This window comes from Streptomyces sp. NPDC048825 (assembly GCF_043198355.1).
GTDB lineage: Bacteria > Actinomycetota > Actinomycetes > Streptomycetales > Streptomycetaceae > Streptomyces > Streptomyces xiangluensis.
Genome location: NZ_JBICUR010000005.1, coordinates 372282 through 397427 on the forward strand (window position 1 = coordinate 372282; position 25146 = coordinate 397427).

Annotated in this window: 20 protein-coding genes and 2 pseudogenes; 13 read left to right on the forward strand and 9 right to left on the reverse strand. The window is 69.5% G+C overall.

What is annotated here, in order from left to right:
• The first annotated feature begins 100 nt into the window (after positions 1 to 100).
• The 6 genes and pseudogenes from ACGFNK_RS15690 to ACGFNK_RS15715 all read left to right on the forward strand — a co-directional run bounded on the left by ACGFNK_RS15690 (position 101) and on the right by ACGFNK_RS15715 (position 8970).
• A complete protein-coding gene (locus ACGFNK_RS15690; protein ID WP_393416294.1) occupies positions 101 to 1774 on the forward strand; it encodes a protein kinase in 1674 nt (557 codons plus the stop codon).
• Positions 1775 to 1879: 105 nt separating this feature from the next.
• Positions 1880 to 2272: a hypothetical protein gene (locus ACGFNK_RS15695; protein ID WP_393416047.1), complete on the forward strand. Its 393-nt coding sequence runs from the start codon at positions 1880 to 1882 to the stop codon at positions 2270 to 2272.
• 97 nt (positions 2273 to 2369) lie between these two features.
• A pseudogene (locus tag ACGFNK_RS15700) lies at positions 2370 to 3545 on the forward strand (serine/threonine-protein kinase); the annotation flags it as partial.
• A 132-nt stretch (positions 3546 to 3677) separates the two neighbouring features.
• Positions 3678 to 5345: a serine/threonine-protein kinase gene (locus ACGFNK_RS15705; protein ID WP_393416049.1), complete on the forward strand. Its 1668-nt coding sequence runs from the start codon at positions 3678 to 3680 to the stop codon at positions 5343 to 5345.
• A 165-nt stretch (positions 5346 to 5510) separates the two neighbouring features.
• Positions 5511 to 7124, forward strand: a complete 1614-nt coding sequence (locus tag ACGFNK_RS15710; RefSeq protein WP_393416051.1) for a succinic semialdehyde dehydrogenase — start codon at positions 5511 to 5513, stop codon at positions 7122 to 7124.
• Between the two features lie 40 nt (positions 7125 to 7164).
• On the forward strand, positions 7165 to 8970 hold the full coding sequence (locus ACGFNK_RS15715) for a GMC family oxidoreductase N-terminal domain-containing protein (RefSeq protein WP_393416052.1): 1806 nt from the start codon (positions 7165 to 7167) through the stop codon (positions 8968 to 8970).
• A 148-nt stretch (positions 8971 to 9118) separates the two neighbouring features.
• On the opposite strand, the gene ACGFNK_RS15720 is transcribed toward ACGFNK_RS15715, so the two are convergent.
• Complete coding sequence (locus tag ACGFNK_RS15720; protein WP_393416053.1) at positions 9119 to 10132, reverse strand: LAETG motif-containing sortase-dependent surface protein; 1014 nt, start codon at positions 10130 to 10132, stop codon at positions 9119 to 9121.
• Positions 10133 to 10406: 274 nt separating this feature from the next.
• Here ACGFNK_RS15720 and ACGFNK_RS15725 point away from each other — a divergent pair, with 274 nt between their 5' ends.
• On the forward strand, positions 10407 to 11570 hold the full coding sequence (locus ACGFNK_RS15725; RefSeq protein ID WP_393416055.1) for a hypothetical protein: 1164 nt from the start codon (positions 10407 to 10409) through the stop codon (positions 11568 to 11570).
• Positions 11571 to 12210: 640 nt separating this feature from the next.
• On the opposite strand, the pseudogene ACGFNK_RS15730 reads toward ACGFNK_RS15725, so the two are convergent.
• Positions 12211 to 12498 (reverse strand): annotated as a pseudogene (locus ACGFNK_RS15730) (chorismate mutase); the annotation flags it as partial.
• Positions 12499 to 12904: 406 nt separating this feature from the next.
• Between ACGFNK_RS15730 and guaA the strand changes: the two are divergent.
• Positions 12905 to 14479 carry a glutamine-hydrolyzing GMP synthase gene (gene guaA, locus ACGFNK_RS15735; protein WP_393416057.1) on the forward strand — a complete coding sequence of 525 codons (1575 nt, stop codon included), beginning with the start codon at positions 12905 to 12907 and terminating at the stop codon, positions 14477 to 14479.
• Between the two features lie 224 nt (positions 14480 to 14703).
• On the opposite strand, the gene ACGFNK_RS15740 is transcribed toward guaA, so the two are convergent.
• Both ACGFNK_RS15740 and ACGFNK_RS15745 read right to left on the reverse strand, forming a co-directional pair.
• Positions 14704 to 15201: a pyridoxamine 5'-phosphate oxidase family protein gene (locus ACGFNK_RS15740; protein WP_393416059.1), complete on the reverse strand. Its 498-nt coding sequence runs from the start codon at positions 15199 to 15201 to the stop codon at positions 14704 to 14706.
• Positions 15202 to 15288: 87 nt separating this feature from the next.
• Positions 15289 to 15837, reverse strand: coding sequence for a hypothetical protein (locus ACGFNK_RS15745; RefSeq protein WP_393416061.1), 549 nt, complete (start codon positions 15835 to 15837; stop codon positions 15289 to 15291).
• Positions 15838 to 16055: 218 nt separating this feature from the next.
• On the opposite strand from ACGFNK_RS15745, the gene ACGFNK_RS15750 reads away from it, so the two are divergent.
• The gene (locus ACGFNK_RS15750; RefSeq protein WP_393416063.1) at positions 16056 to 16850 is read left to right on the forward strand and encodes a class II aldolase/adducin family protein; all 795 of its coding nucleotides are present in this window, start codon (positions 16056 to 16058) and stop codon (positions 16848 to 16850) included.
• A gap of 83 nt (positions 16851 to 16933) precedes the next feature.
• On the opposite strand, the gene ACGFNK_RS15755 is transcribed toward ACGFNK_RS15750, so the two are convergent.
• Entirely contained in the window at positions 16934 to 17839 is a 906-nt protein-coding gene (locus ACGFNK_RS15755) for a DUF4429 domain-containing protein (RefSeq protein ID WP_393416065.1), read from the reverse strand.
• Positions 17840 to 18059: 220 nt separating this feature from the next.
• Here ACGFNK_RS15755 and ACGFNK_RS15760 point away from each other — a divergent pair, with 220 nt between their 5' ends.
• Together ACGFNK_RS15760 and ACGFNK_RS15765 are read left to right on the forward strand one after the other, a co-directional pair.
• Positions 18060 to 19325, forward strand: a complete 1266-nt coding sequence (locus tag ACGFNK_RS15760; RefSeq protein ID WP_393416067.1) for a hypothetical protein — start codon at positions 18060 to 18062, stop codon at positions 19323 to 19325.
• 412 nt (positions 19326 to 19737) lie between these two features.
• On the forward strand, positions 19738 to 20268 hold the full coding sequence (locus tag ACGFNK_RS15765) for a DoxX family protein (RefSeq protein ID WP_393416069.1): 531 nt from the start codon (positions 19738 to 19740) through the stop codon (positions 20266 to 20268).
• Positions 20269 to 20303: 35 nt separating this feature from the next.
• Here ACGFNK_RS15765 and ACGFNK_RS15770 read toward each other — a convergent pair whose 3' ends face one another.
• Both ACGFNK_RS15770 and ACGFNK_RS15775 read right to left on the reverse strand, forming a co-directional pair.
• Positions 20304 to 20543: a hypothetical protein gene (locus ACGFNK_RS15770; protein WP_393416071.1), complete on the reverse strand. Its 240-nt coding sequence runs from the start codon at positions 20541 to 20543 to the stop codon at positions 20304 to 20306.
• Complete coding sequence (locus ACGFNK_RS15775) at positions 20530 to 21957, reverse strand: PspC domain-containing protein (protein ID WP_393416073.1); 1428 nt, start codon at positions 21955 to 21957, stop codon at positions 20530 to 20532. Before ACGFNK_RS15775 ends, ACGFNK_RS15770 begins: the two co-directional genes overlap by 14 nt.
• Before the next feature lie 180 nt (positions 21958 to 22137).
• Between ACGFNK_RS15775 and ACGFNK_RS15780 the strand changes: the two genes are divergently transcribed.
• Together ACGFNK_RS15780 and ACGFNK_RS15785 are read left to right on the forward strand one after the other, a co-directional pair.
• A complete protein-coding gene (locus tag ACGFNK_RS15780; RefSeq protein ID WP_393416074.1) occupies positions 22138 to 23421 on the forward strand; it encodes a PspC domain-containing protein in 1284 nt (427 codons plus the stop codon).
• Positions 23418 to 24257, forward strand: coding sequence for a LuxR C-terminal-related transcriptional regulator (locus ACGFNK_RS15785; protein WP_393416076.1), 840 nt, complete (start codon positions 23418 to 23420; stop codon positions 24255 to 24257). Before ACGFNK_RS15780 ends, ACGFNK_RS15785 begins: the two co-directional genes overlap by 4 nt.
• A 10-nt stretch (positions 24258 to 24267) precedes the next feature.
• Here the strand turns inward: ACGFNK_RS15785 and ACGFNK_RS15790 are convergent, their stop codons facing one another.
• Complete coding sequence (locus ACGFNK_RS15790) at positions 24268 to 24669, reverse strand: DUF1304 domain-containing protein (RefSeq protein WP_393416078.1); 402 nt, start codon at positions 24667 to 24669, stop codon at positions 24268 to 24270.
• Complete coding sequence (locus tag ACGFNK_RS15795) at positions 24666 to 25130, reverse strand: cupin domain-containing protein (protein ID WP_386351360.1); 465 nt, start codon at positions 25128 to 25130, stop codon at positions 24666 to 24668. Before ACGFNK_RS15795 ends, ACGFNK_RS15790 begins: the two co-directional genes overlap by 4 nt.
• Positions 25131 to 25146: the final 16 nt, after the last annotated feature.

Below are 25146 nucleotides of genomic sequence, written 5' to 3' on the forward strand. Positions count from 1 at the left end.
CCGTCACAGTGCGGTACCGAGTGTCCGTGCGGGTTCCCCTGTTCGATGGCCGGTCCCTAGTCTGAGCCTGTCAAGAGCATTGCGGGGAAACGTGAATCAGATGCAGGGCGTGCTCCTCTCGGGCCGCTACCGGCTCGTCGACTCCATCGGGAGCGGCGGCATGGGCCGGGTATGGCGCGCGCATGACGAGGTGCTGAACCGTGCCGTCGCCATCAAGGAGCTGACGGCCGCACTGTACGTGTCCGAGAGCGATCAGGCCGTACTGCTCGCTCGTACCCGGGCCGAGGCGCGTGCGGCCGCGCGGATCAACCACTCGGCCGTCGTCACGGTGCACGACGTGCTGGAGCACGATGGCCGGCCGTGGATCGTGATGGAACTGGTCGAGGGTCACTCGCTCGCCGACGCGGTCAAGGATTCGGAGCGTGTCGAGCCCCGGGAGGCGGCACGGATCGGGCTGTGGGTGCTGCGTGCGCTGCGGGCCGCGCACTCGGCAGGCGTACTGCATCGCGACATCAAGCCCGGCAACGTACTTCTCTCCCGGGACGGCCGTGTCCTGCTCACCGACTTCGGGATCGCGCAGATGGAGGGGGACACGACGATCACGCGGACCGGCGAGATCGTCGGCTCGGTCGACTATCTCGCGCCCGAGCGCATTCGAGGCCATGACCCCGGCCCCTCATCCGACTTGTGGGCACTGGGCGCCACGCTCTACACGGCGGTCGAGGGGCGGTCGCCGTTCCGGCGGACCACGCCGCTGACCACCATGCAGGCGGTGGTCGAGGAGGAGCCGGGGGAGCCGGAGCACGCGGGCCCGCTCGGGTCCGTCATCACTGCCCTACTGCGCAAGGATCCGGCCACCCGGCCCGACGCGGCCGAGGCAGAGCAGATGCTGGCCGAGGCGGCGGAGGGACGGCGGCCGGACGCGGCGCAGGTGTACGTGCCGACTCAGCACGCCGTTCGGTACGAGCCGGAGGCGCGCATGGGGCCCGCCGGCACCGGAGCGGAGACGGACACGGGCACGCCGTATCCGCCGATGACGGGTCCGACACGGGTCGGAGCGCAATACGACACCGCGGGGACCGGGACGGGCACGGGTGGGGGCGACGCTCTCGTACGGCCGCCCAAGCGCCGTCGGCTGCGCACGCTCGCTCTCGTCGTGGTGCTCGCGGCGATCGTCGGCGGGGGTGTCGCGGTCGCGTTGCAGCAGTTCGGCATGGGCAGCTCCACCGACTCCGGCTCCGGCACGCCGAGCCCGAGCACCAGTGCCACGCCGACCGAGGAGGGGGGCCAGGGGGCGGTTCCCGCCAGTTGGGAGCAGTACGACGACCCGGCGGGCTTCAGCGTCCACCTGCCCAGGGGATGGAAACGGTCCGTCTCCATCAAGGAGCAGGACGGCCTCCAGCAGGTCGACTACTCGCCCGACAAGGGCAAGCACCTCCTCCGTATCGCCGTGGACACCTCGCCGGACTTCAGCAGCGCGTACGACCACCAGCGCGACCTGGACCAGCAGATTTCCCAGCGCCTTGTGGCCTACAAGCAGCTGAGCCTGAAGAAGGAGATCTTCCGCGACCTGCCGAGCGCCCGCTGGGAGTACACGTGGACCGCACTGGCGAAGGACCCGCCGTACTTCCCGGGGCCGCGCCGCGCGATCGACGTGGGGTACATCGCGCGGGACGGCGTCGAGTACGCCATCTACATGTCCGCACCGGCCGAGGACTGGGCCACCACGCGCAAGCAGTTCACCTGGGTCCTCCAGAGCTGGAGGGAGGGCTAGGGCCGGTCCGGTCGGGGGGCGCCGACATGATCAGTATAATCCCGCCGAACGTGATGTGAACATGCCGGAAAGGTCCGGCTGTCCATCGTGTAACGGGAGGCTCTCATGCTGAAGCGCATTGCTCGGATCGCGGCTGTGCCCGCGGCTGTGGTGCTGGGACTGGCGGCCGGCACCGGACCGGCGTACGCCGGCACCAACACGGAGGCGTACCTGGTCACGGGCGGGTACACCGTGGGCAGCGTGCACTGGACCGCCAACGGTGACTCCCTGCTGGTGTGCGACCAGCGGAAGAACGGTGAGGCGGTCTGGGGCGCTGTGGAGCACTACGAGACGGGCAACGTATTCGACAGCCTGTACAACAACGCCGGATCGGGCAGTTGCCTGGGCTTGACGGTCAACCTGGTGGAGGGCACGTACATCAAGCTCAAGGTGTGCAGCGCTTCCGGCGGCAACGTCAACTGGGACGACTGCGAGTACTCCCCGCGCGGCCGAGCCTGAGCTCCCGGAAGTGTGCCGCCAACCCCCGTGGGTCGGCGGCACACTTGGCCGGTCAGTGCCGCGGAAGGCAGGCGTCCGGCGGGGCATGATGGGGCGCATGGGGACCGAGGGCGAGAACCTCCGTGTCATCGCAGGTCGTTACCGGCTTGAGGGCTCGGTCGGTCGGGGCGGCATGGGTGTCGTATGGCGGGCCACGGACCTGTTGCTCGGCCGGCAGGTCGCGGTCAAGGAACTCGCGGTCGACCCGTCGCTCCCGGAGGAGGAGTCCCGCTCGCAGCGCGAGCGCACGCTGCGGGAGGCGCGGGCCGTCGCGCAGCTCGAGCATCCGAACATCATCGTGGTGCACGACGTGGTCGAGGACGACGAACGCCCGTACATGGTCATGGAGTTGATCGAGGGCAGCTCGCTCGCCGACCGGATCTCCGCGCACGGGCCCGTCGACGCGGCCGAGGCGGCACGGATGGGCATCGCCCTGCTCGGCGCGCTGAGCAGGGCGCACGGCGCGGGCGTTCTGCACCGTGACCTGAAACCCGCGAACGTCCTGGTCTCCGAGGAGGGCCGCGTCGTGCTCACCGACTTCGGGATCGCCCGGGTCGAGGGCGCGACGACGCTCACCGAGAACGGTTCGTTCGTCGGCTCGCCCGAGTACACCGCGCCCGAGCGCATGGCCGGGGCCAGGACGGGACCCGAATCGGACCTGTGGTCGCTCGGCGCACTGCTGTGCACGGCGCTGAGCGGCGAATCGCCGTTCCGCCGCGACTCGTTGGGCGGCATTCTGCACGCGGTGGTCTCCGCCGAGATCCATCCGCCTGACGAGGCCGCGCCGATCCTTCCCGTCGTACGAGGGCTCCTGGAGCGGGATCCCGACCAGCGCCTCGGCTCGGAGGAGGCGGAGCGGATGCTGCGGGCGTTTCTCGACACAGGCCGTACGCCACCGGTGCCGCCCGGGCCTGCGACGCCGGCACAGCGGGACGTACCGGAACGGCAGCCGGTGACCGCGCCGCCCCGCATCCCCTCGCTCACGCGGCCGGGGAGGCTGTCGCCCCGGAGCGCGCTGATCGCGGCGGCGCTGGTAGCCGCGATGGCGGGGGCGGGTGTGTCAGCCGCCGCGCTGCTGATGAGAGGGGGCGGGGACAACGACCGTACGCCGCCGCCCACGAGCTCGGCGCCCGAGACGAGCCCCGGTACGAGTCCGCCGACGAGCCCCACGCCCTCGGTGACCGTCACGCGCTCGCCGACGTCCATCGCGGACACGGCTCCGTCGCCGGACCGGCCGCCCAGGATCCCGTAGCCGGTCGCCCAGGACCCCGTAAAAGGAGCATAAGGAACGTCGTGCGTCACGGGTGTGTGACCGGTGGGCATCAGGGCTGGAAGCCGGCCACCTGGCGCGATAGAGATGGGTCCTATGAGCAGCAACGGGGGAGCCCCTTACGGGCCGAACGAGCCAACCAGTTTCGGTCTGCAACCGCCGCAGCCGCGTGTGCCCGGACAGCAGCCCGGCGCACCGCAGCCCGCCGGCGTCCCGCATCCGGGCAACCCGTACGCGGCGCCCACCCAGGTCGTGCCCCAGCAGCAGGCGCCGCAGGAGCCCGGCACGGGGCGCCTGATCGCCGGCCGTTACCGGCTGCTGGGCAAACTCGGCCATGGCGGCATGGGCACCGTATGGCGGGCTCAGGACGAGACGGTGGACCGTGAGGTCGCCGTCAAGGAGCCCCGCGTGCCGGACCATCTTCCCGAACGCGAACGCGCCAACGTCTTCGAGCGCATGCGTCGCGAGGCGCGCGCCGCAGCCCGGCTCGATCACCCGGCTGTCGTGAATGTGCACGATGTCGCAGTGGTGGACGACCGGCCGTGGATCGTGATGGAACTCGTGCCGGGACGCTCGCTCGGCGCCGCGCTGCAGGAGGGCACGCTCGGGGTGCGCGAGGCGGCGAAGATCGGCCTCGACGTCCTCGGTGCGCTGGACGCCGCGCACGCCGCGGGCATCCTGCACCGCGACGTCAAGCCCGACAATGTCCTGCTCGGCCCGCACGGCCGCGTCGTCCTCACCGACTTCGGCATCGCCCAGATCGAGGGCGAGACCAACCTGACGGACACCGGCGGCTTCGTCGGATCGCCCGAATTCATCGCGCCCGAGCGGGTGTTGGGGCAGCGGCCGGGCCCTGCCTCCGACCTGTGGTCGCTGGGTGTCGTCCTGTACGCGGCCACGGAGGGCATCTCGCCCTTCCGCCGCACCAACACGCCCGCCACACTCCAGTCCGTCCTCAACGCCACGCCGGCCGCACCGAACGCGGCCAAGGGCCCGCTCGCCGACGCCATCAACGCGCTCCTGAACAAGGACCCGGCCCGCCGACCGAACGTCGCCCAGGTCCGCCAGCTCCTGGAACAGGCCGCCCAGCCGCCGCAGGAGACCAAGCTCGTCCAACCCGCGTCCCCCGGCGGCAAGTCGGTCCGCATCGGCCGCAAGGGGTGGATCGGGATCGCCGCGGGGCTGGTCGTGGCGACACCGGTCACCGGGTTCCTGGCGATGGGCAACCCGTTCGCGGGGCCGCTGCCGGACGGCTGGAAGCAGCAGACACTCAGTGGGAAGGTGAGGGCGAGCGTCGGCGTGCCCGCCGGGTTCGTGAAGGACAAGCCCGACACCAATTCGGACGGCACATACGAGTCGTACAGCGACCCGAGCGGCCAGGTCTCGATCACCGTCGACCGCGATGTGAAGGCCGACGACACGAACAACGAGATCCCGGACTCCGCGTCGGCCAAGGCCTTCGAGGACTGGGCGGCGATGAAGGACGGCGAATACAGCTGGGACATCGCCGAGAAGCCCGCACCGAAGGGAGAGCCGAAGGAGGCCACGTACAAGGAGAAGAAGGCCGCCGAGAACACCGTCGTCTACACGAACACGGACACGCAGAACCCGCGTCTGCGCGAGGCCACGATCTTCTACTACCGGGCCGGGAACGGTGACATGTACCGGCTCTGGATCGACTACCCGGGCAAGGGAATTTTCACTGAAGAGGGCCGCGAGATCGCGAAGACCGCCATCGCCAATCTCGACATCGACAAGCTCTGAGGTGACCTCGGGTTCATCACCCGTCCTCTCCCTGGGTTCAGGTCCTTGAGCTAATGCCCTGATCAGGGTGTTTCCCGCCAGCGGCCACTGGCGTGATGTGTGTACTCCGTGAAGTCGGTTACCACCGGGTACCAAAAGTCTTCGGGCCGGAATACGCTGCGGCTCATGACGGACTCGCAGGCCCCGGCAAAGACCGGCACGAACCCCCTCGCACCCGCCCCCGAGGGCGCCCGCACGGCCGCCGACGTGGTCACGCCGGAGCTGGTCGCCCAGCTCACCAAGGGTGTGGCCGGCTCGGGGCGTACCGCCAACCACACGCCGTTCACCGGCGAGAAGCTGGCCGATCTGCCCGAGTCCACCCCCGAGGACGTTCAGAAGGCGTTCGAGCAGGCCCGCGCGGCCCAGGTGGTCTGGGCCCAGGTGCCCGTGCGGCAGCGTGCCGCCGTACTCCTGCGCTTCCACGACCTGGTGCTGGAGCGGCAGGCCGAAGTCCTCGACCTCATCCAGCTGGAGACCGGCAAGGCCCGGCTCCACGCGCACGAAGAGGTGCAGGCGGTGGCGGTGGCCGCCCGTCACTACGGCCGCAAGGCCTCCTCGTACCTCAAGCCCAAGCGGCACACCGGCGCCGTACCGACCCTCACCAAGGTCACCGAACTGCGTCAGCCACGCGGCGTCGTCGGGCAGATAGCGCCCTGGAACTACCCCCTGGAGCTGTCGGTCGGCGACGCGCTGCCCGCCTTCCTCGCGGGCAACGCGGTCGTGATGAAGCCCGACACGGAAACCTGCCTGACGGCACTGTGGGCCCGCGATCTGCTGATCGAGGCGGGGCTGCCGATCGAGGTGTTCCAGATCGTCATCGGCGAAGGCCCGGTCGTGGGGCCCGAGGTGGTCCGGCACGCCGACTACGTCTCCTTCACCGGCTCCACCCGCACCGGCCGCGAGGTTGCCCAGAGCGCGGCGGGCCGCCTGGTCGGCGTCTCCCTCGAGCTCGGCGGCAAGAACGCCATGCTGGTGCTCGACGACGCCGACATAGAGAAGGCCGCGGCGGGCGCCGTGCGCGCCTGCTTCTCCTCCGCGGGCCAACTGTGCATCTCCATCGAGCGGTTGTACGTCCATGAGTCGGTCGCCGACGCCTTCGTGGAGCGGTTCGCCGCCCGCACCAAGGCGATGCGGCTCGGTACGTCTCTGTCGTACGGCGCCGAGATGGGCTCGCTGGCCGGTGAACGCCAGCTCCAGGCGGTGACCCGGCACGTCGACGAGGCCGTCGCCAAGGGCGCCAAGCTGGTCGCGGGCGGCGTGGCCCGCCCGGACATCGGCCCGTACTTCTTCGAGCCCACGATCCTCGACGGCGTCGAGGCGCCGATGGCCGTCTGCAACGAGGAGACGTTCGGCCCGGTCGTCTCCATCTACCGCGTCAAGGACGACGACGAGGCGATCGAGCTCGCCAACTCCACGCCGTACGGCCTCAACGCCTCGGTCTGGACGAGGAACGGCCGCCGAGGTGCCGAGGTCGCCGCCCGGCTGCGTACCGGCACGGTCAACATCAACGAGGGCTACGCCTCCGCATACGGCAGCGTCCAGTCCCCGATGGGCGGCATGAAGGACTCCGGCCTGGGCCGCCGCCACGGCTCCGAGGGCATCCTCAAGTACACCGAGGCACAGACGATCGCCCACCAGCGGCTGCTTCCGATGGCCCCGTCGTTGGGCATGGACGACGAGAAGTACGCGCAGTTCATGAGCCGGAGCCTGCGCCTGATGAAGGCGTTGCGCTTCCGCTAGGAGTCACCGGTTCTCGAATGGTTCTCAACGAGGAGAGCACATGTCACAGGAGGACTCCGTCCAAGAGCGGGGCCACGAGGCGTACGACTATGACGTGATCGTCGTCGGTTCCGGCTTCGGCGGCTCCGTCACAGCCCTGCGCCTGACCGAAAAGGGCTACCGCGTAGGGGTGCTGGAGGCCGGCCGCCGCTTCACGCCCGGCACGCTGCCCAAGAACTCCTGGGACCTCAGGAACTACCTCTGGGCGCCGAAACTCGGCATGTACGGCATCCAGCGCATCCATCTCCTGGGCAACGTCATGGTGCTGGCAGGCGCCGGCGTCGGCGGCGGTTCGCTGAACTACGCCAACACCCTCTACGTACCGCCGAAGCCCTTCTTCGAGGACCCGCAGTGGAAGGACATCACGGACTGGCAGGAGGAGCTGAAGCCGTACTACGACCAGGCGCGGCGGATGCTCGGCGTACGGCTCAACCCGACGATGACGCCGTCCGACGTCCACCTCAAGGCAGCGGCCGAGCGGATGGGCGTGGGCGACACCTTCCATCTGGCGCCGGTCGGCGTCTTCTTCGGTGACGGCGAGGACGCCGACGGGACTGCGAAGGCCGGGCCCGGACAGCAGGTGAACGACCCGTACTTCGGCGGCGTGGGCCCGGCCCGCAAGGCCTGCACAGAGTGCGGCGAGTGCATGACCGGCTGTCGGCACGGCGCCAAGAACTCCCTTGTCGAGAACTACCTGTACCTCGCCGAGAAGGCTGGCGCGGTCGTCCACCCGATGACGACGGTCGTGTCCGTCACCGACGACTCGCAGGGCGGGTACGCCGTCGCCACCCTCCCGACCGACCGGAAGCGCAAGGGCGAGGGACGGGTCTTCAGGGCCCGCCGGGTCGTCCTCGCGGCCGGTACGTACGGCACCCAGACCCTGCTGCACCGTATGAAGTCGGGCGGTCAACTCCCGTACCTCTCCAGCAGGCTGGGCGATCTGACCCGTACCAACTCCGAGGCCCTGGTGGGCGCGCAGACCGACAACCGGCGCTACCGCAAGGTCACCGGCGAGGCGAGGGCCGACTTCACCCGCGGTGTCGCGATCACCTCATCGATCCACCCCGACGCGAACACGCATATCGAGCCGGTCCGTTATGGCAAGGGCTCGAACTCGATGGGCGGTCTGTCGATCGTCCAAGTCCCGTACGCGGAAGGGTCGTCGAGAGTCCTCGGCTTTCTGTCCCACGCGGCCCGGCATCCGCTGCTCGTGCTCCGCTCGCTGTCCAACCGCCGCTGGTCGGAGCGGACGATCATCGGGCTCGTCATGCAGTCCCTCGACAACTCCCTGACGACCTATCTGAAACCAAAGGGCGCGGGGAAGGGCCTGTTGACGGCTCGTCAAGGGCACGGGGCGCCCAACCCCAAGCAGATCAAGGCGGCTTCGGAGGCGGCGTCGGCGATCGCCGCGGAGATCAACGGCTTCGCGGGCAGCAATGTGGGCGAGCTGATGGGTACGCCGCTGACGGCCCACTTCCTGGGCGGCTGCCCGATCGGCGCGTCCGCCGACGAGGGTGTCATCGACCCGTACCACCGGCTGTACGGACATCCGGGCATCTCGGTCGTCGACGGCGCCGCGGTCTCCGCGAACCTCGGCGTCAACCCGTCCCTGACCATCACCGCCCAGGCCGAGCGTGCGATGTCGTACTGGCCCAACAAGGGCGAGGCGGACCCGCGTCCGGCGCAGGGAGCCGCGTACGAACGCCTGAAACCGGTCGAACCCCGCTCACCCGTCGTCCCGGCGGACGCCTTCGGCGCGCTGCGACTGCCGTTCCTGGGAATGCCGACGGTGCCGCCGAAGAAGTAACCCCCAACGACAAGACGAAGGACCTGCGCCCCCCTCCGAGCGCAGGTCCTTCGTCTCTTGCGTCACGCCCCTTCAGAGGGCGCGGAGTACTGCGCGACCGGCCCCCACCGGCCCGCAGTTCATCACCGCGCCTCCAACAGCGGAGCGATTAGGCGTCGGCGCCCGTCTTGCGTCGGCGCACGATGAACACCGCGCCCGCACCGGCGACGAGGGCGGCACCGCCGGCGAGGCCGATCATCGGCAGGGCGGAGCTGGAACCGGTCTCGGCGAGGTTGCCGGTCACCTTCGCGGTCTCGTTCTTGTTGGGCTTCTCGTTCGTGACCGGAACCTTGCCGCCTTCCTGCGGCTTGGTGCCGTCCGTGTCGGTGCCCGCGGCCACGATCTGGAACCTGTACGAGATCTGGCCGAAGCCCGTGCACTCGGCGTCCGGGTCGCCATAGATGCTTGCACCGAGAGAGAAGCCCGCACCGACCGGGGCGTTGGACTTCACGTTGATGCGCAGCGGGATGTTGACCTCGTAGTCGGGCTCGAGCTCGTCGGTGTAGCCGACGTATCCGACCGCGTAGCCGCCCTCGTTGAGGTCCTCCCAGGTCTTGTCCTCGGGGTTGTAGGCCTGGAGCTGGACCTGCTTGCTCTTGAACAGCTCCTCGCCGTTCTTGTCGGGGGAGGCCCCGGCGAAGAAGTCGAGGTCGTTGAGGGTGGAGTGGGAGTTGTTGGCCACGTTCAGCGAGAACTTGTGCCAACCGCTACCCGCAGCGATTTTGCCGGGCAGACCAGTGATGGTCACGTCGACCTTGGAGTCCTCGCACAGGGAGGGCTCCGGCTCGGGCTCCTCGGTGGGCTTCCCGGGCTCGGTCGTCGGAGCCGTCGGGTCCGTGGTCGGAGCCGTCGGGTCCGTGGTCGGCGCCGTGGGATCGGTCGTCGGAGCCGTCGGGTCCGTGGTCGGAGCCGTCGGGTCCGTGGTCGGCGCCGTGGGATCGGTCGTCGGAGCCGTCGGGTCGGTCGTCGGAGCCGTCGGGTCGGTCGTCGGGCCGGTCGTGGGCTCCGTGGTGGTCGTCGTGCTGGGACCGTCTGTGGCGAACGCGGCAGGAGCCGACAGCAGCGCGAGCGGGGCTATGACGGCCGTCGCGGCCGCAGCGGCCATGGCACGGCGAAGCTTCATCAAGACCTCGGTGAGTCCGGCGTACCGCAGCATCACGGTACGAGATGTGGATGGATGCCTCCCGCGCACGAGACGCGTTGTGGCTGTTGGTTCCGCAAGTGAGACACGGGAAGCCTGTGAATGGTTGTCCTCGATTTCACAGGATTCTTATGTGGGCTGAGTCACACATGTGAACTCCGAACTCGACTTGTGAACTTCCTTGGTCACGGCTTAGAACGGATCCTCGTCTGCCCATCGGGGGTGGGCAGTTGACAGGGGGAGAGGCGCGAGCGCCGTGGCCGAGAAGCCGTCCGAGGACCCCAGGGGCTCCGAAGGCCCCAAGGACTCCGCAGACGACCTGTGGGAGAAGTTCGTACGGGACAGCGAGCTGGACATCCGCACCTCCGACGCACCCAAGGAGCCCTCCGCGCGAGCCCGCATGGTGACGGAGCGGCTGCGTCACCAGGACGCGCGGGGCGAGGCGCCTCCGGGGTGGCGCACCGGTCCCGCTCTGCAGGGGATGAACGGGCGGCCCGCCCGCCGCCGCAAGCTCTGGGCGATCATCGGCTTACCACTGGCGCTCGCCGTCGCCCTGGTCGCCATGAAGCCGTCGTTGCTGCCCGGCGACCCGTTCGGCACGGGCAGTACGGGCGGTACGGGCACCGAATCAGCAGCTCCTCTGCCCGAGGAGACCGCGCCCCCGTCCACCGCTCCCTCCTCCGCACCCGGGACGCCCACACTGGACCGGCCGTTCGCCGGATCTCCGGCCGCTCGGTATGCCGACGGGGCGGCAGGGATCGTGCTGCCGGAGGCGACTGCGGTCGGCTCGTTCAGCAAGGACCAGGTGGGCCAGGCCCTGAAGCAGACCAAGGCCCTGCTCGTCGACGCGAACCTCGACCGCAAGACCCTGCTCGGCGGCACCCCGGAGACCGTGCTCGACATCCTCGACCCCAAGCAGCCCCGGATGCTCGCCGACGCGAGGTACTGGCTGCGCAAGCCGGACAAGCAGAATGACCCGTTGCTGCTGTTCAGCCGGTTCGACAAGGACGAGGTGCGCCTCGTCGGCGATGTGGTCAAGACCCGTGGCCGCCTGACGTTCGAGCGGGGCGAGAACGGGTCCGTCGTCGTCCACGCCGACTACACCTTCGTCTACGCGGTGGCCCCGGCCGACCCGGACTCGACGGAGGTGACCCGCGTCATCGTGCGCCGCATCATCGAGACGGAACTCGCCGACCCGACGCGATTCCAGGTCACCCCGGGCAAACTGCTGGTCGTCCGCTTCGACCAGGATCTCGCCAACTCCGCCTGCGGCATCTACGACGGCTACATGCACCCGCAGTTCGACTCGGGCATCACCCAGGGGCCGCCGCCGACTGGGCCCATGGTCGACCCGTACGACCGCAGCCGCGACATCCAGAACTCCGATACGGAGACGTGCGGCACGGTCTCGCGGACCTGAGGGGGACCTGACGGGCAGGCGCACAGTTCCGGGCAAGCGAAGGGCCCCGCGGCGGGGGATCCGCGGGGCCCTTCCTGGTCAGCACCGACGTCAGGGCAGCGCCGGTGCCTGAGGGGCGGCGCCGGGGGAAGCGCCGCTGGTTCGGTGGTGGTGCGGGTGTCCGCCGGTCTGCGCCCCGGAGCACTTGGGGAGCGTCAGTGGCGTAGACCTTTGGCAGTTGGGCGAGGCATTGCGGTTGTCTGCGCTGGGACTGGGGTGGGCTGTTCGATTTGGGACTGCTCCACGCATCGTGCTCGATGGGCGGAGGCCTCCGCAACCGTTTCGACCGCTCTCACACAGATTCGGCCGGTCGGCTCCGGGCGTCCCCGGAGCCGGCCTTCTCTGGTTGTGACCGGGCTGCTGTCCCCTGCCGTCCGGTCACGTCTACTGGAGCGAGGTCCCACGACGCACGTCCGTACGCCTCATCGCTCCAGCGGAGCCACGCGTGGTTTCTTCGGGCCCGCGCCTGGCTGGCACGGACACCGACACCAACGAAGCGCGTCGCGACACGGTCACGCGATTTCCGGGTGCGGGGACATGGGTACGTGCGTACACGGAACTCAGATGCGGAGACTCGGATACGGGACTCAGGTACGGGGACTCAGATGCGGCCCCGGCACAGCTCCAGCAGCGTCATCGCCAGCGACGTACCGGGCTTGCCCAGGGCTTCCCTGTAATGGCCGAGGATCTCCATCTCCCGTGACAGGTTCACCCGCCGGCCGCCGGACGCGATCCGCTCCTCCTGGATCACTGCCGACACGGCCATGCGTTCCTGTACGAGACCGATGATCCGGTCGTCTATCGCGTCGATACGCTCACGCGCACCGGTGATCACGCCGGCCGCCTCATCGGTACGCGCGCCGGTCTTGTTCAGTACGTCGGCCATGTCGGGCTCCTCTGCTTCGAGCGACGCCCTGGACCGGCAAGACCCGGAAACGTCAGGCGCCCCGGACCTTGTCGGCCCGGGGCGCCTGGTAAGTCGCTTGTCAGTAGCTCAAGCAGCACGACCATGGCAGCCGGTGGGCCGGTTGCCATAGGTAAAGACGAAGGTCTGGTGCGTGAGCATGAGGCGAGTATGGACCGGGCGGCAGGGGCGAGCCAAGCGGTTCCGGATGCTGAGACGACCGGAGCTTCTCAGCCCGGTCCCGCATCAATTCAGCCCGTCCGGCGCTTGAGGACGAGCCCGAAGGGCGACCGGGGGTCTGGGGGCGGAGCCCTCGGTGACGGCGCCACCACCCCCGAGCTCCCGGCTAAACTCGGGGACACAGCCCTGCTCAACCGCCGGAAGGCAACCCGTGCCAGAAGCGAACCCCACCGCCCCCGACACCGTCCTGGTCGTCGACTTCGGTGCGCAGTACGCCCAGCTCATCGCCCGACGGGTCCGCGAGGCCCGGGTCTACAGCGAGATCGTGCCGAGCACCATGCCGGTCCAGGACATGCTCGCCAAGAACCCGGCGGCGATCATCCTCTCCGGCGGCCCCTCGTCGGTGTACGCGGAGGGCGCCCCGCGCCTCGACCGCGGGCTCTTCGAAGCCGGCGTCCCCGTCTTCGGCATGTGCTACGGCTTCCAGCTGATGGCGACGACCCTCGGCGGCACGGTCGACAACACGGGCGCCCGCGAATACGGCCGTACGCCCCTGCACGTCTCCAAATCCGGCTCCACCCTCTTCGAGGGCACCCCGGACGAGCAGTCGGTCTGGATGTCCCACGGCGACGCATGCAGCGCGGCCCCGGACGGCTTCGCCGTCACCGCCTCCACGGACGTCGTCCCGGTCGCCGCCTTCGAGAACGACGAGAAGAAGCTGTACGGCGTCCAGTACCACCCGGAGGTCATGCACACCACGCACGGCCAGCAGGTGCTCGAGCACTTCCTGTACCGGGGCGCGGGACTCACCCCCTCCTGGACGACGGGCAATGTCATCGAGGAGCAGGTCGCGGCCATCCGCGAGCAGGTCGGTACGAAGCGCGCCATCTGCGGGCTCTCCGGCGGCGTGGACTCCGCCGTCGCCGCCGCCCTCGTACAGAAGGCCATCGGCTCGCAACTGACCTGCGTGTACGTCGACCACGGTCTGATGCGCAAGGGCGAGACCGAGCAGGTCGAGAAGGACTTCGTCGCGGCCACCGGTGTGCAGCTGAAGGTCGTCGACGCCGAGGAGCGCTTCCTCAAGGCACTCGCCGGGGTCAGCGACCCCGAGGAGAAGCGGAAGATCATCGGGCGCGAGTTCATCCGGGTCTTCGAGCAGGCGCAGGCGGAGATCATCGCGGACGAGGGCCCCGAGGTCGCCTTCCTCGTGCAGGGCACCCTCTACCCGGACGTGGTGGAGTCCGGCGGCGGCACCGGCACGGCCAACATCAAGTCCCACCACAACGTGGGCGGGCTGCCGGAAGACCTCGAGTTCCAGCTGATCGAGCCGCTGCGCAAGCTCTTCAAGGACGAGGTCAGGATGGTCGGCCAGGAGCTGGGCCTGCCGGACGAGATCGTCCAGCGGCAGCCGTTCCCCGGCCCCGGCCTCGGCATCCGTATCGTCGGCGAGGTCACCAAGGAGCGCCTCGACCTGCTCCGCGAGGCCGACGCCATCGCCCGCGAGGAGCTGACCGCGGCCGGCCTCGACCGCGACATCTGGCAGTGCCCGGTCGTGCTGCTCGCGGACGTGCGCAGCGTCGGCGTCCAGGGCGACGGACGGACCTACGGCCATCCGATCGTGCTCCGGCCGGTGTCGAGCGAGGACGCCATGACCGCCGACTGGTCGCGACTGCCGTACGACGTCCTCGCGAAGATCTCGACCCGCATCACGAACGAGGTCGCGGACGTCAACCGCGTCGTCCTCGACGTGACGAGCAAGCCGCCGGGCACGATCGAGTGGGAGTGACGCCCTGGAGAACGGGGTTTCGCCTCAAAGGCGAAAGACCGCCCACATGATTGGGTCGCATGAGCAGTGCGCGTCGCGAGAGCCAAGCACGTGCAAACTCCTTGTCTTTCGGGGCAACCGGGCTGGTTCCAACCCGGCTGGTGTTGAACGGGTAAGACTCGGACCTCGCTGAGGGACTGAGCGCCGTGAGTCAGGAATCCCCCTGCCTTTGGCTGGGGGAGGGTTCAATTGCGCTTGACGGTGCGCACTGGTTCGCCGGGCTTCCAGATCTGCACGACCAGGTACGTGTTGTCCTCGACGTAGGTCCGTACGACCTCCGTCAGCTCGGTGCGGAAGAGGTGGAACGACTCCGGTGGTTCCACCTCTTCCGCATACAGCGCCCTCGTTTCGGGATCGGTGACCTCGACGGCGCGTCCCGAGATCCGTACGTCGCCGCCGGCCATCTCCGTACCGGACCCCGGGTTCGCCTGGATCGCGAAGCGCGGATCGCGGCGCAGGTCCAGTGCCTTGAGCGAGTCCGGCATCATGCCGAGCCACAACTCGCCGTTGTTGAACTGGACTTCGAGCCCCGAGGTACGGGGCGACCCGTCCTTGCGAATCGTCGCGAGGATGTGGTGCGTGAAGGCGCCGAAGCGTTCCTCGGCCGTCTTGGCGAGGTCGGGTTCGGCGGTGGTGAAGGCTGCCCAGTTCGGTTTCTGGCTCGGGTTCGGTTTCGGCGTCATACGACGAGTCTGACGCCGAAACCCGACATCCACTGTCCCCTTTGATGGGCGGTGAAGAGCGGTGCACAGACGTTGAGCCGTGGTGCCTCAGAGCAGCCCGTGTGCCTTGAGCCGTCGCGCCAGCCGGTCCTTGCGTCCGAGTTCCAGGCGCAGGAAGACCGCGAACACCAGGCCCATCGCGCCGCCGGCGCAGAGCGAGGCCCTCCATCCCGCGGGGATCAGCAGCAGCATCATCAGGGCCGCGCTGGCGCTCATGAAGATGGCCTTGCGGCGCCAGTCGAGGTCGTCGTCCATGGCATCGAACTCGATGCGGGCCCTGAGTAAGCCGACCGCGGGCGCCGCGTCCGGAAGGGGTGTGAGGGTGCCGGGGCGCATACCCGGCGTGCGGCCGGCCGCCAGCCGGCTGAGCGCGGCCGTGCTCCGCTCGCGTGCCTCGGGGCGGTTGTCGCGGATCAGGCGGACCTGGAGCATCTGACCGTGCCTGGTCGTCTGCCCGTACCGGAATCCGTACTGGACGGCGATATAGGTGAGCGCGGCCAGTCTGCGCGGTGAGCCGCCGAAGTCGTTCAGCACGACCACGTCACGGGTCGCGATCTGCCGGAGCATGTCCGTGATCCGGCGTTCGGTTTTGTTCATGCCTCCCCTCATCTCTCCGCCCTTCCTAATGGCCCGACTGGATCGTGCCTGCTCGGACCGTGCCCGACCGGGCAGTTGGTCTCACTCTCGCAGACACGCAGACACTCGACCCCGCACAACGGTTGTGCACTCTCTTCACGAACATCTCTGTTCCTCTGCGCTGACCGACGGTAATTTCCGGGTTGCAAACAAGTCCGTACCTCTGGGCTGGAGGACATATGCACGGGCCCACCCCGCCCCTGCCCCGACCCACCGAGCAACTGCGCTTCGCCATGCCGCCGATGCACGAGTCGCTCGACGACGAGCGGCGGCATCGCAAGGAACGGCTCGCAGGGGCGTTGCGGATCTTCGGGCGGCTCGGTTTCGAGGACGGGGTCTCCGGCCATATCACCGCGCGAGACCCGGAGTTCAGTGACTGCTTCTGGGTCAACCCGTTCGGGATGCCCTTCAAACATGTCACCGTCGGCGATCTTGTCATGGCCAATGGAGAAGGTCAGGTGATCGAGGGGCGCTATCACGTCAACCAGGCGGCGTTCACCGTGCACGCCCAGGTGCACGCCGCCCGCCCGGACGTCGTCGCGGTCGCCCACTGCCACTCGGTGCACGGGCGCGCCCTGGCCGCGCTCGGCGAACTGCTCGACCCGATCACCCAGGAGAGCTGCGCCTTCTACGAGGATCACGCACTGTACGACGCGTATACCGGCGTCGCCGTGGACGCCGAGGAGGGGCGGCGGATCGCCACCGCGCTCGGCTCCCGCAAGGCACTGGTGCTGCGCAACCACGGACTGCTGACCGTCGGCGACTCGGTCGACGCGGCGGCCTGGTGGTTCGTGTCCATGGAACGCTCCTGCCAGGTCCAGCTCACCGCCCGCGCGGCGGGCCGGCCCGTGCTCATCGACCACCGGCAGGCGGTGGCGACACGTGAGCAGCTCGGCGGGGATCTGGTGGCGTGGATCAACTATCAGCCGCTGTGGCAGGACATCAGCCGGAGTGAGCCGGATCTGCTGTCGTGATCTGAGGGTTCCGGCCTGCGGGTTCCCGTTCCGGAGCCTGTTCTGGACTTCGGGTTCCAGGGCGTCCTGGTGCGTCTGGGTCCTCAGAATCCGCGGAGTACGGCGGCCTTCGTCGCCGCGAACTCCTCGTCCGTCAGCACGCCCTCGCGGTGCAGCTCGCCCAACTCCCGGAGGCGGCGAAGGAGTACGTCGTGATTTTCGGGCTGCGGCTCGGGCGGTACCGCATCCCTGGTCGTCAGCGCGAGGCGGGGCGCGTCGACGGGAAGATACTCGCCGGTGCGGGTGGACGGATGGGGGAGACGGGCCGTGACCGCGGTGGCGACCAGCGCCGTGAGCAGGTCGCGGCGGGCGCTGCCCCACAGGTCGAGGGCGTACGGGTCCTTCTCGGGCGGGAGTTTGGAGAACGCCGTCTCGCGGGTCACGAAGCGCAGGAAACCGTCCTCATAACCGGAGTTGGGCAGCCACTCCACCTGGACGAGATCCGGTACCTCGATGATGCGCGGACCCGTCGCGCGCTTCACCCGGTCCGAGGTGTCACTCCAGTCGATCCGGACCTGGGCTCCGTCGAACGACACCATGCCGTCGCTGGAGCGTACGGACACCGGCACGGGCGGGCCCGGCAGAAGGTACTCCTTCGCGGGTTCCTTGGGGATCTGCTCGAGGAGCAGCGCACGGCGTATCTCCTCGGCGACGTACTCGGCGATCCCCGAGCGGTCGAGGTCCACCGTCAGCCGGTACGGTTCCGCAGCGTCGGGAAGCCGGCCACCGGTCGCCTGGAGCAACGGGTCGGCGCCCTCCCGGAGTCTCAGGCGCAGTCGGCCGCGCTTGCGTTCGGGTTCGTACACGACGCTCGCGACCGCTTCGAGGGGCACGGCGATCTCTCCGTACGTCTGCCGGAACAGCGGTACGGAGCGGTGGAGTCCCGGCGTGATCCGGACCGTGTTGCCGTCGAAGGCCCAGGTCCCGTCACGCTGGATGATCTCGGCCATAGGGAAATTCTCGCAGCCGGGTCAACAAGGGGTCGGGGGTTGGGGCGACGGCCTCCCCGGTGGGGCGCGCTGGTTCGCCACCACTGGCGGACCTGCCGGGTGGGGGCGCAGTGGCGTACGGCACAATCCCGGTGCTTGGTACTTGTGGTTATGGGTTGGTTCTACGAGTCGGTTCTACGAGTTGGTTCTACGGAGCGGTGCGGGAAGGCGGCAGCGGGCGGTGGCGGTGCAGGAGGCTGGACAAGGCGCGCACGAAGGGGGCTGCACCTGCGGGGACTGTCCGCAGGGGGCGCGCGAAGGGCATCGAAGAGCTGTTGCCGCATTCCTTTCCAAACGGGACGAGTTGGCCTCCGGCCGGGGGTTGCCCGCCGCGGTCGCGCACTCGGCGGGCGCCTCGCGGCAGTGGGTGTCGGACGAGCTGACCCAGTCCGCGGACCTCGTCGTCGAGCGGAGCCGGGCCGAGGGTGAGGCATGGCTGGGGCTGCTGTGGCGGCGTACGGCGCTTGCGGTGGCGGGAGTCGTCGGGGGCCTGCTTCTGATGCAGGCGCTCACCGCGATCGGGGCGGGCTGGACTGCCGCGCGGACTGCCGGCTTCCTCGCCGCGGTCGTCGTGGGCGGGCTGCTGGTCGGGGCGTCGTGGTTCCACCGGGCGCGTGGAGGTGCGCTGGCGCCCGTCATCGGTGAGGACAATCGGCTGTCCACGTCCCGTGCGGTGGCGGCGAGTTGGGTGCTGTTCGTCGTCTACGCCGTGCTGGTGCTGGCGGGCCGGCTCGCGGGCGCGTCCTCTCCGGGCGAGCGTGACGCGTTGATCTCCGGGCTCGAACTCACCCGGGGCGCCGGGATCGTCACCGTTCTCGCCGTGGTGTGCGGGATCGCTGTGCTGGTGCGGCGGGTGGTGGGCCTGCGGGTGCTCGGTCAGCGCCTGCAGAAGATACGTGCCGACCGGCCGCGGGCCGCTGATCTGCTGACCGATGACTCGGGGCGGGGCAGCTTCACGGACACGCAGTACGTGGTGATCGCCGGTGCCGTGCTCGTGTTCGCGGCGGTACGGCTCGCTCGGCGGCCCGAGCAGTTGCCGGACCTGCCGTGGGGGCTGGCGTTGGTGGTGCTGGTGTCGGCCGCGACGTACGTTGCCGCCAAGTACGCGGAGGGTGGGCGGCCGGTGATCTATTCGGTCGTCCGGTCCCGCGAGGCCGGGGACCTGGACGCGCCGATCCGCACGGGGGACGACATCGAGATCCGGGGGGCCGGGTTTGTGCCTCCGGGTGCGCACACGGCTGACCGCCTGTCCCGGATGGTGGTCCGGATCGGGACCGTCCATGTGCATGTACCGCTCGTTCCTGTGGCCGGGGGCTTCCGGAATCCGTCCGACGCGGTTCTGACTGTGCCGGTGCCTGCCGATGTGGAGCCTGGGCGGGTGGATGTGCAGGTGGTTACTGCGGCGGGGGTGGAGACGAATCGGTACGGGATCGATGTGACGGATTGACTCCGTCGGTTGGGTCCATCGGTTGCGTCCGTTGTCGGGTGCCGATTCGTTGTGGTTGCTCGCGCCCACGCGGCGGAGCCGCAAATTGGCACAGCCTCGCGCCCCTGGGGGGCCGGTGGGCCGGTGGGTCGGTGAGGGCACGTCGGGCTGGTGAGCATGATGGCTGACGGCTCCAGGACGCCCCTTCAGGGGCGCGGGGCTGTATCAATCTGCGGCTCCGCCGCGTGGGCGCGACAAGCCACGACGGACCTGCACCCGCACCCGCCCATGAACCGAACCCACCATCCCCGTAGGCGCCCTGCTCATCCGCCGGAGGTAAAAAGTTCGGTCCAAGGTTGAGCCGCCCGCCTCAGGGCTACGTATGGTCTGTTGAGGGGTGGACTGTCGGTTCGGTGAGAGGTGGCGGAGAGCGATGGCTCACGGTATGCGGATGGATACGCACTCCGGTTACCTCGACGGTGGAGGCGGAGACTGGCGGGACGCCGCCACGCGGTACGCCCTGCTACCGCTGCGCGTCTTCCTCGGCGTCACCTTCATCTACGCGGGGATCGACAAGCTCACCGACAGCGCGTTCATGTCGGAGGCCGGTTCCGGTTCGATCGGCGACATGATGCGCACGGTGCGTGACTCCTCGGCGATCCCCGAACTCGTCGACCTCTCCCTCAAGAACCCCGTCGGCTTCGCATATGCCATCGCCTTCGGCGAGCTCGCCGTCGGCATCGCCACCCTGATCGGACTGCTCGCCCGGCTCGCTGCGTTCGGTGGTGCCATGATCTCCCTCAGCCTCTGGCTGACCGTGAGCTGGCCCTCGGACCCGTACTACTACGGCAACGACCTCCCCTACCTGATGGCCTGGCTCCCCCTCGTACTGGCCGGCGCCTCCGTGTTCTCGATCGACTCGATGCTGCGATCACGACGAAGGCAGCGAGCCGGCGCGTACTAGGGCTGGCCAGGGTCTCCGGCGATCAGACTTGGCTCCTAGCTCTGCATCGGCGCCTCCCGTGTCTCCCGGGAAGCGAGCCTCCTGCGGCGGTGGCGTATCGCGTGTGTCACCGTGCCCGCTACTGCCGCCAGGCACAGGCCGCCGGTGACGAGAGGGATCACCGCGAACCAGGGGGTCTCCCAGAGCCCGCCCGCGTCGCCGGCGTAGATGATGCCGGTGAGCGTGAGGAAGAAGCCCGCTATCAGTCGGCCGGGCTGGAAGTCATGACGTAGCACGGGCCACCTCCGCCTGTCCGACGCCGACCTCGAGGGTGAGGTCGAGCGTGCCGCCGTTCTTGGTGCTGCTCGTGGGCCTGAGAGTCCGTTCCTCATACTTGCCGGGGGCCACGTCCACGTCCTGCTTGCCGTCGCCGGGCAACTGGATGTCTCCGACGCCCACTTCGACGTTCAGCTTCACCGTCGCGTCCTTGGGCACGACGACCTTGAGCCGGCCCACGCCCACCTCGACGCTCGTCGTCACGGTCTGGCCCTCGGCGAGGGGTATCCGGGTCAGATCGAGCGTGCCGACGCCGGTGCCGAGTTCATAGGCAGGCCGTACGTCCGCCACCGCGGCCGGTGTCCAGTTCGTGCGCACCCAGTGCGTGCTGATGTCCTTCGGGAGCGCCGCCGAGCAGGCCAGCAGGGCCGCGGTGATGATCGCGAGGAAGACCGACCCCGCCCCCGTACGCCCCAGGAACGCGCTGACCGCTATGCCTGCGCCAAGAACGATGAGAGCGCTCGCCAGACCGGCCTGGAGGCTGGTGCCCAGCGCGTGGTCGTCCCAGGTCGCACCGGTGCCGAGGGCGCCCGCCAGCAGGGCGAGCAGGAACACCCAGCCGCCGATCCAGCGAGGGCCGCGCGGCTTCGGCTCGCGTGCGCGTATGTCCCTGCCGTAGTTGCCCTGCGCGATATTGACTGCCGCCGTGATGTCCCGGTCCCGGGTGTCACTCGGCCCCCATAGATAACCCGTGCCTCCTACGTGGGTGCCGTCCTTGACGATGGGGTCGCGCCACCAGGAGGAGAAGGAGTGGGGGACGGGCGGTGCCTGGGCTTCCGGTGGCGCGTCGGCCACCGCCTGCGCGGCGAGCGGGTCGGGGCCGGGTGCGCCGCGCTGCCGCGACCAGTAACCGGCGCCCGTCAGAACCAGCGCGAGCGTGGTGGCGAAGGTGAGCACCCCGCCGTTGCCCAGCATGGACAGGAACACCCCGCAGCCGACCAGCGCGAAGAGCACGGCCGTCAGCGCCTGGCCGTCGACGCGGCCGGTGAGCAGCTTGCGCAGCTCGTTCTCCTCCTCGTCGTCGTACGCCACGAACAGCCAGGCGAAGCCGTAGAAGATGAGGCCGATGCCGCCGCTCGCCGAGAGCACTGCGAGCCCGATGCGGAAGATCACCGGGTCCATGTCGCACTGCCGCCCTAGTCCCGCGCACACGCCGCCCAGCATCTTGTGCCGCCGGTCGCGCCGGAACTTCTGCGGGACCTCGGGCACGACCGGATCTCCGGGCGCGGGCGGGTCCCCGTGCGCGCGCGGTTCCTCACCCGCGGTGGCCGGGGCGCCGGCCGCGGGCACCGCGTCCCGCGGCCCGGCGGGCGAAGCCTCGCCCGGGCCGGAGCCGGGTACTGGACCCGTCGCGGCGTGCTGGTGATCTGTCATGTGTCCATGGTGACGGGCGCGGCGGCCCGGCGGCAGTCGGGACGACCCTGGCCGAACCCTGAAATCGTCCCCGAGGCATCAGGCCCTTGATCCCCGAGACGCCCCGGGCGTCGAAGATCAGGGGAGTCTCGGGGGTCGACCCTGATGTCCTGGCTCGACTCGCGTGTGAATATCGATGACATGCCGGAAGTCGCAGCTGTGCCCGTCGAGGACCCGCGGCCGCCGCGCAAGCTCTACCGCAGCAGCGACGGACGCTGGCTCGGTGGTGTGGCGCGGGGGCTCGCCGGGCATCTCGGGCTGCCCGTCATCTGGGTGCGGCTGGTCTTCGTCGGTCTGTTCATGGCCGAGGGCCTCGGGGCCTTGCTGTATGCCGCGTTCTGGTTCTTCGTGCCGCTCGGCGTCGGAGGCGTGGACACCGGACGACCTCCGTCCATCGCCACCGAGACCTCCACCGACGGGCGCCGCAGACTTGTCGCCCGCAAGCCCGACAAGGGCCAGATCGTCGCGCTGCTCGCGATGGTCGTGATCGCGATGATCTTCGTCGGCAACGTGGACCTGAGCGGCGGGGCGAAGGTGTATCTCTGGCCCCTCGTCCTCGTCGGCGCGGGCGTCGCCCTGGTCTGGCGCCAGGCGGACAATGCGCGCCGGGCCCGCTGGATGGAGGTCGGCCGCCACCGGCGCACGCTGACGCTGGCCCGCTCCGCGGCCGGAGTCCTGCTGGTCACCGTGGGCGTCTCCGGGATATTCGTCCTTCAAGGCTCGGCCGCCCACCTCGGCTCGGTGTTGCAGGCGGCGCTCGCGGTCCTCGTCGGCATAGCGCTGCTCGCCGGCCCCTATCTCGTACGCATGACCCAGGACCTCTCCGAGGAGCGGCTGATGCGTATCCGTGCCCAGGAACGGGCGGAGGTGGCCGCCCATGTCCACGACTCGGTACTGCACACCCTGACGCTGATACAGCGGAACGCGGAGAACGCGGGCGAGGTCCGCCGCCTCGCCCGCGCCCAGGAGCGCGACCTGCGCAACTGGCTGTACAAACCGGAGGGCACGGGCAAGGACGAGGCCGACGAGCCGGACACCCTCGCCGAGGCGGTCCGGCGCAGCGCGGCGGAGGTGGAGGACAAGCACGGCGTCCCCATAGAGGTTGTGGTCGTCGGCGACTGCCCGCTCGACGACAGAATCGGTGCCCAGATGCAGGCCGCGAGGGAAGCGATGGTGAACGCGGCCAAGTACGGTGGCGAGGGCGGCGCGGTGCAGGTCTACGCCGAGGTCGAGGGCAGGACGGTCTTCGTGTCCGTCAGGGACCGCGGCCCCGGCTTCGACCTGGAAGCGATACCCGACGACCGCATGGGCGTCAGAGAATCGATCATCGGCCGCATGGAGCGCAACGGCGGCACGGCCCGGCTGCGCGCCGTACCGGACGGCGGCACGGAGGTCGAGCTGGAGATGGAGAGGGCGGAGACATGAGCGACGCGAACGAGCCGGCCAGGACGGTCGAGCCGGGCGGTGGCGCTACCGGCGCGGGTGCGGCCGACGGCCCTGCCGCGGAGACCGGCTCTGCCGCGGCCGACCCGCCGCCGCAGGCCGCCGCCGAAGCCAACGACCCGGCGGGCACGCCTGATTCGGCGGATGCCGGGCCGGTTCGGCGGGTCCGGGTGGTCCTCGTCGACGACCACCGCATGTTCCGAACGGGGGTCCAGGCGGAGATCGGGCAGACCGAGCGGACGGGTGTGGAGGTGGTCGGGGAGGCCGCCGACGTCGACCAGGCCGTCTCGGTCATCACGGCCACACGGCCCGAGGTCGTCCTCCTCGACGTGCACCTTCCGGGCGGCGGCGGGGTCGAAGTCCTGCGCCGCTGCGCCCCGTTGATGGCGGATGCCGAGCAGCCCGTACGGTTCCTCGCGCTGTCCGTCTCCGACGCCGCCGAGGACGTCATCGGCGTCATCCGGGGCGGCGCCCGAGGCTATGTGACGAAGACGATCACCGGCACGGACCTCGTCAACTCCGTCTTCCGCGTCCAGGACGGCGACGCGGTCTTCTCCCCGCGCCTGGCCGGTTTCGTACTCGACGCCTTCGCCTCCACCGACGCACCGCCCGTCGACGAGGACCTCGACCGCCTCACTCAACGCGAGCGCGAGGTCCTCCGCCTCATCGCCCGCGGGTACGCCTACAAGGAGATCGCCAAGCAGCTGTTCATCTCCGTCAAGACCGTCGAATCCCATGTCTCGGCGGTGCTCCGGAAGCTCCAGCTGTCGAACCGGCACGAGCTCACCCGCTGGGCCACGGCACGACGGCTGGTGTGACCGTGAGTCGTCACAGCGCCGCGGCGACGAGCGCGGTGAGCGGTGGCAGGCTCTGGGCAAGCGCCCCGCTCAGCCCCGTTCCCCGCTCCCGCCCCATCGCCAACCGGTCGGCCATGAAGAGCACGATGCCGGAGAGGAACATGAACAGGCACGTGTAGATGACGAGCGCTTGGCCGACCGTCTCGTAACCAGTACTCCACGCGATGACTCCGGCGACAGTGCCGCAGGCGAGGAACAGGTTGTAGAAGCCGACGCCGAATGCCCACAGCCGGACGGCCGCGACGTCCGCGGCCGGGATGGAGAAAACGCCCTGATGCACGCCGGGGCGTTGAAGCAGCAGGGCCTCCCAGACGAAGGCAACGATGTGCAGCACCGCTGCCAGCAGTGCGAAGGTCCACACGACCGCGGTCATCGGGCGGCCTCCAGGCCGGCCACGGTCACGTCGTGGCGAGCCAGGACCTGCTGGATCTCCTGTGCGGCCTCCTCGATCGGGCGCCCGTGGGGCACCGTGGCGTCGAGGTCGGCGTGGAAGCTGCCCATGGCGCCGGTCAGGCTCATCACCAGGAACTTCGTCGTTGGGCTGAGCACAGTGAAGGTGTGGAGGGCTCCTGGTGGGATGGTGATCGACGACCCTGGTCCGAGGTCGAAGCCCTCGGCCTCGATCTGGACGATCATGCGGCCGTGGAGTACGTAGTAGGCCTTGCTCCAGCCGGTCCGGTGCGGTGGTGTTGTCGGCCCACGCGGCGCGTCGACCTCGAAGAGCTCGTAGTGACCGTCGGTGTGCCCCGCGTCGATCTTCACGGTGAGGACGGCGTCCGGGGCGGTGAGTTCGGCGCCTTCGCCGGCGGAGGTGTGCTGAATGTGGTGCGTCATGCCTTCGACGCTAGGC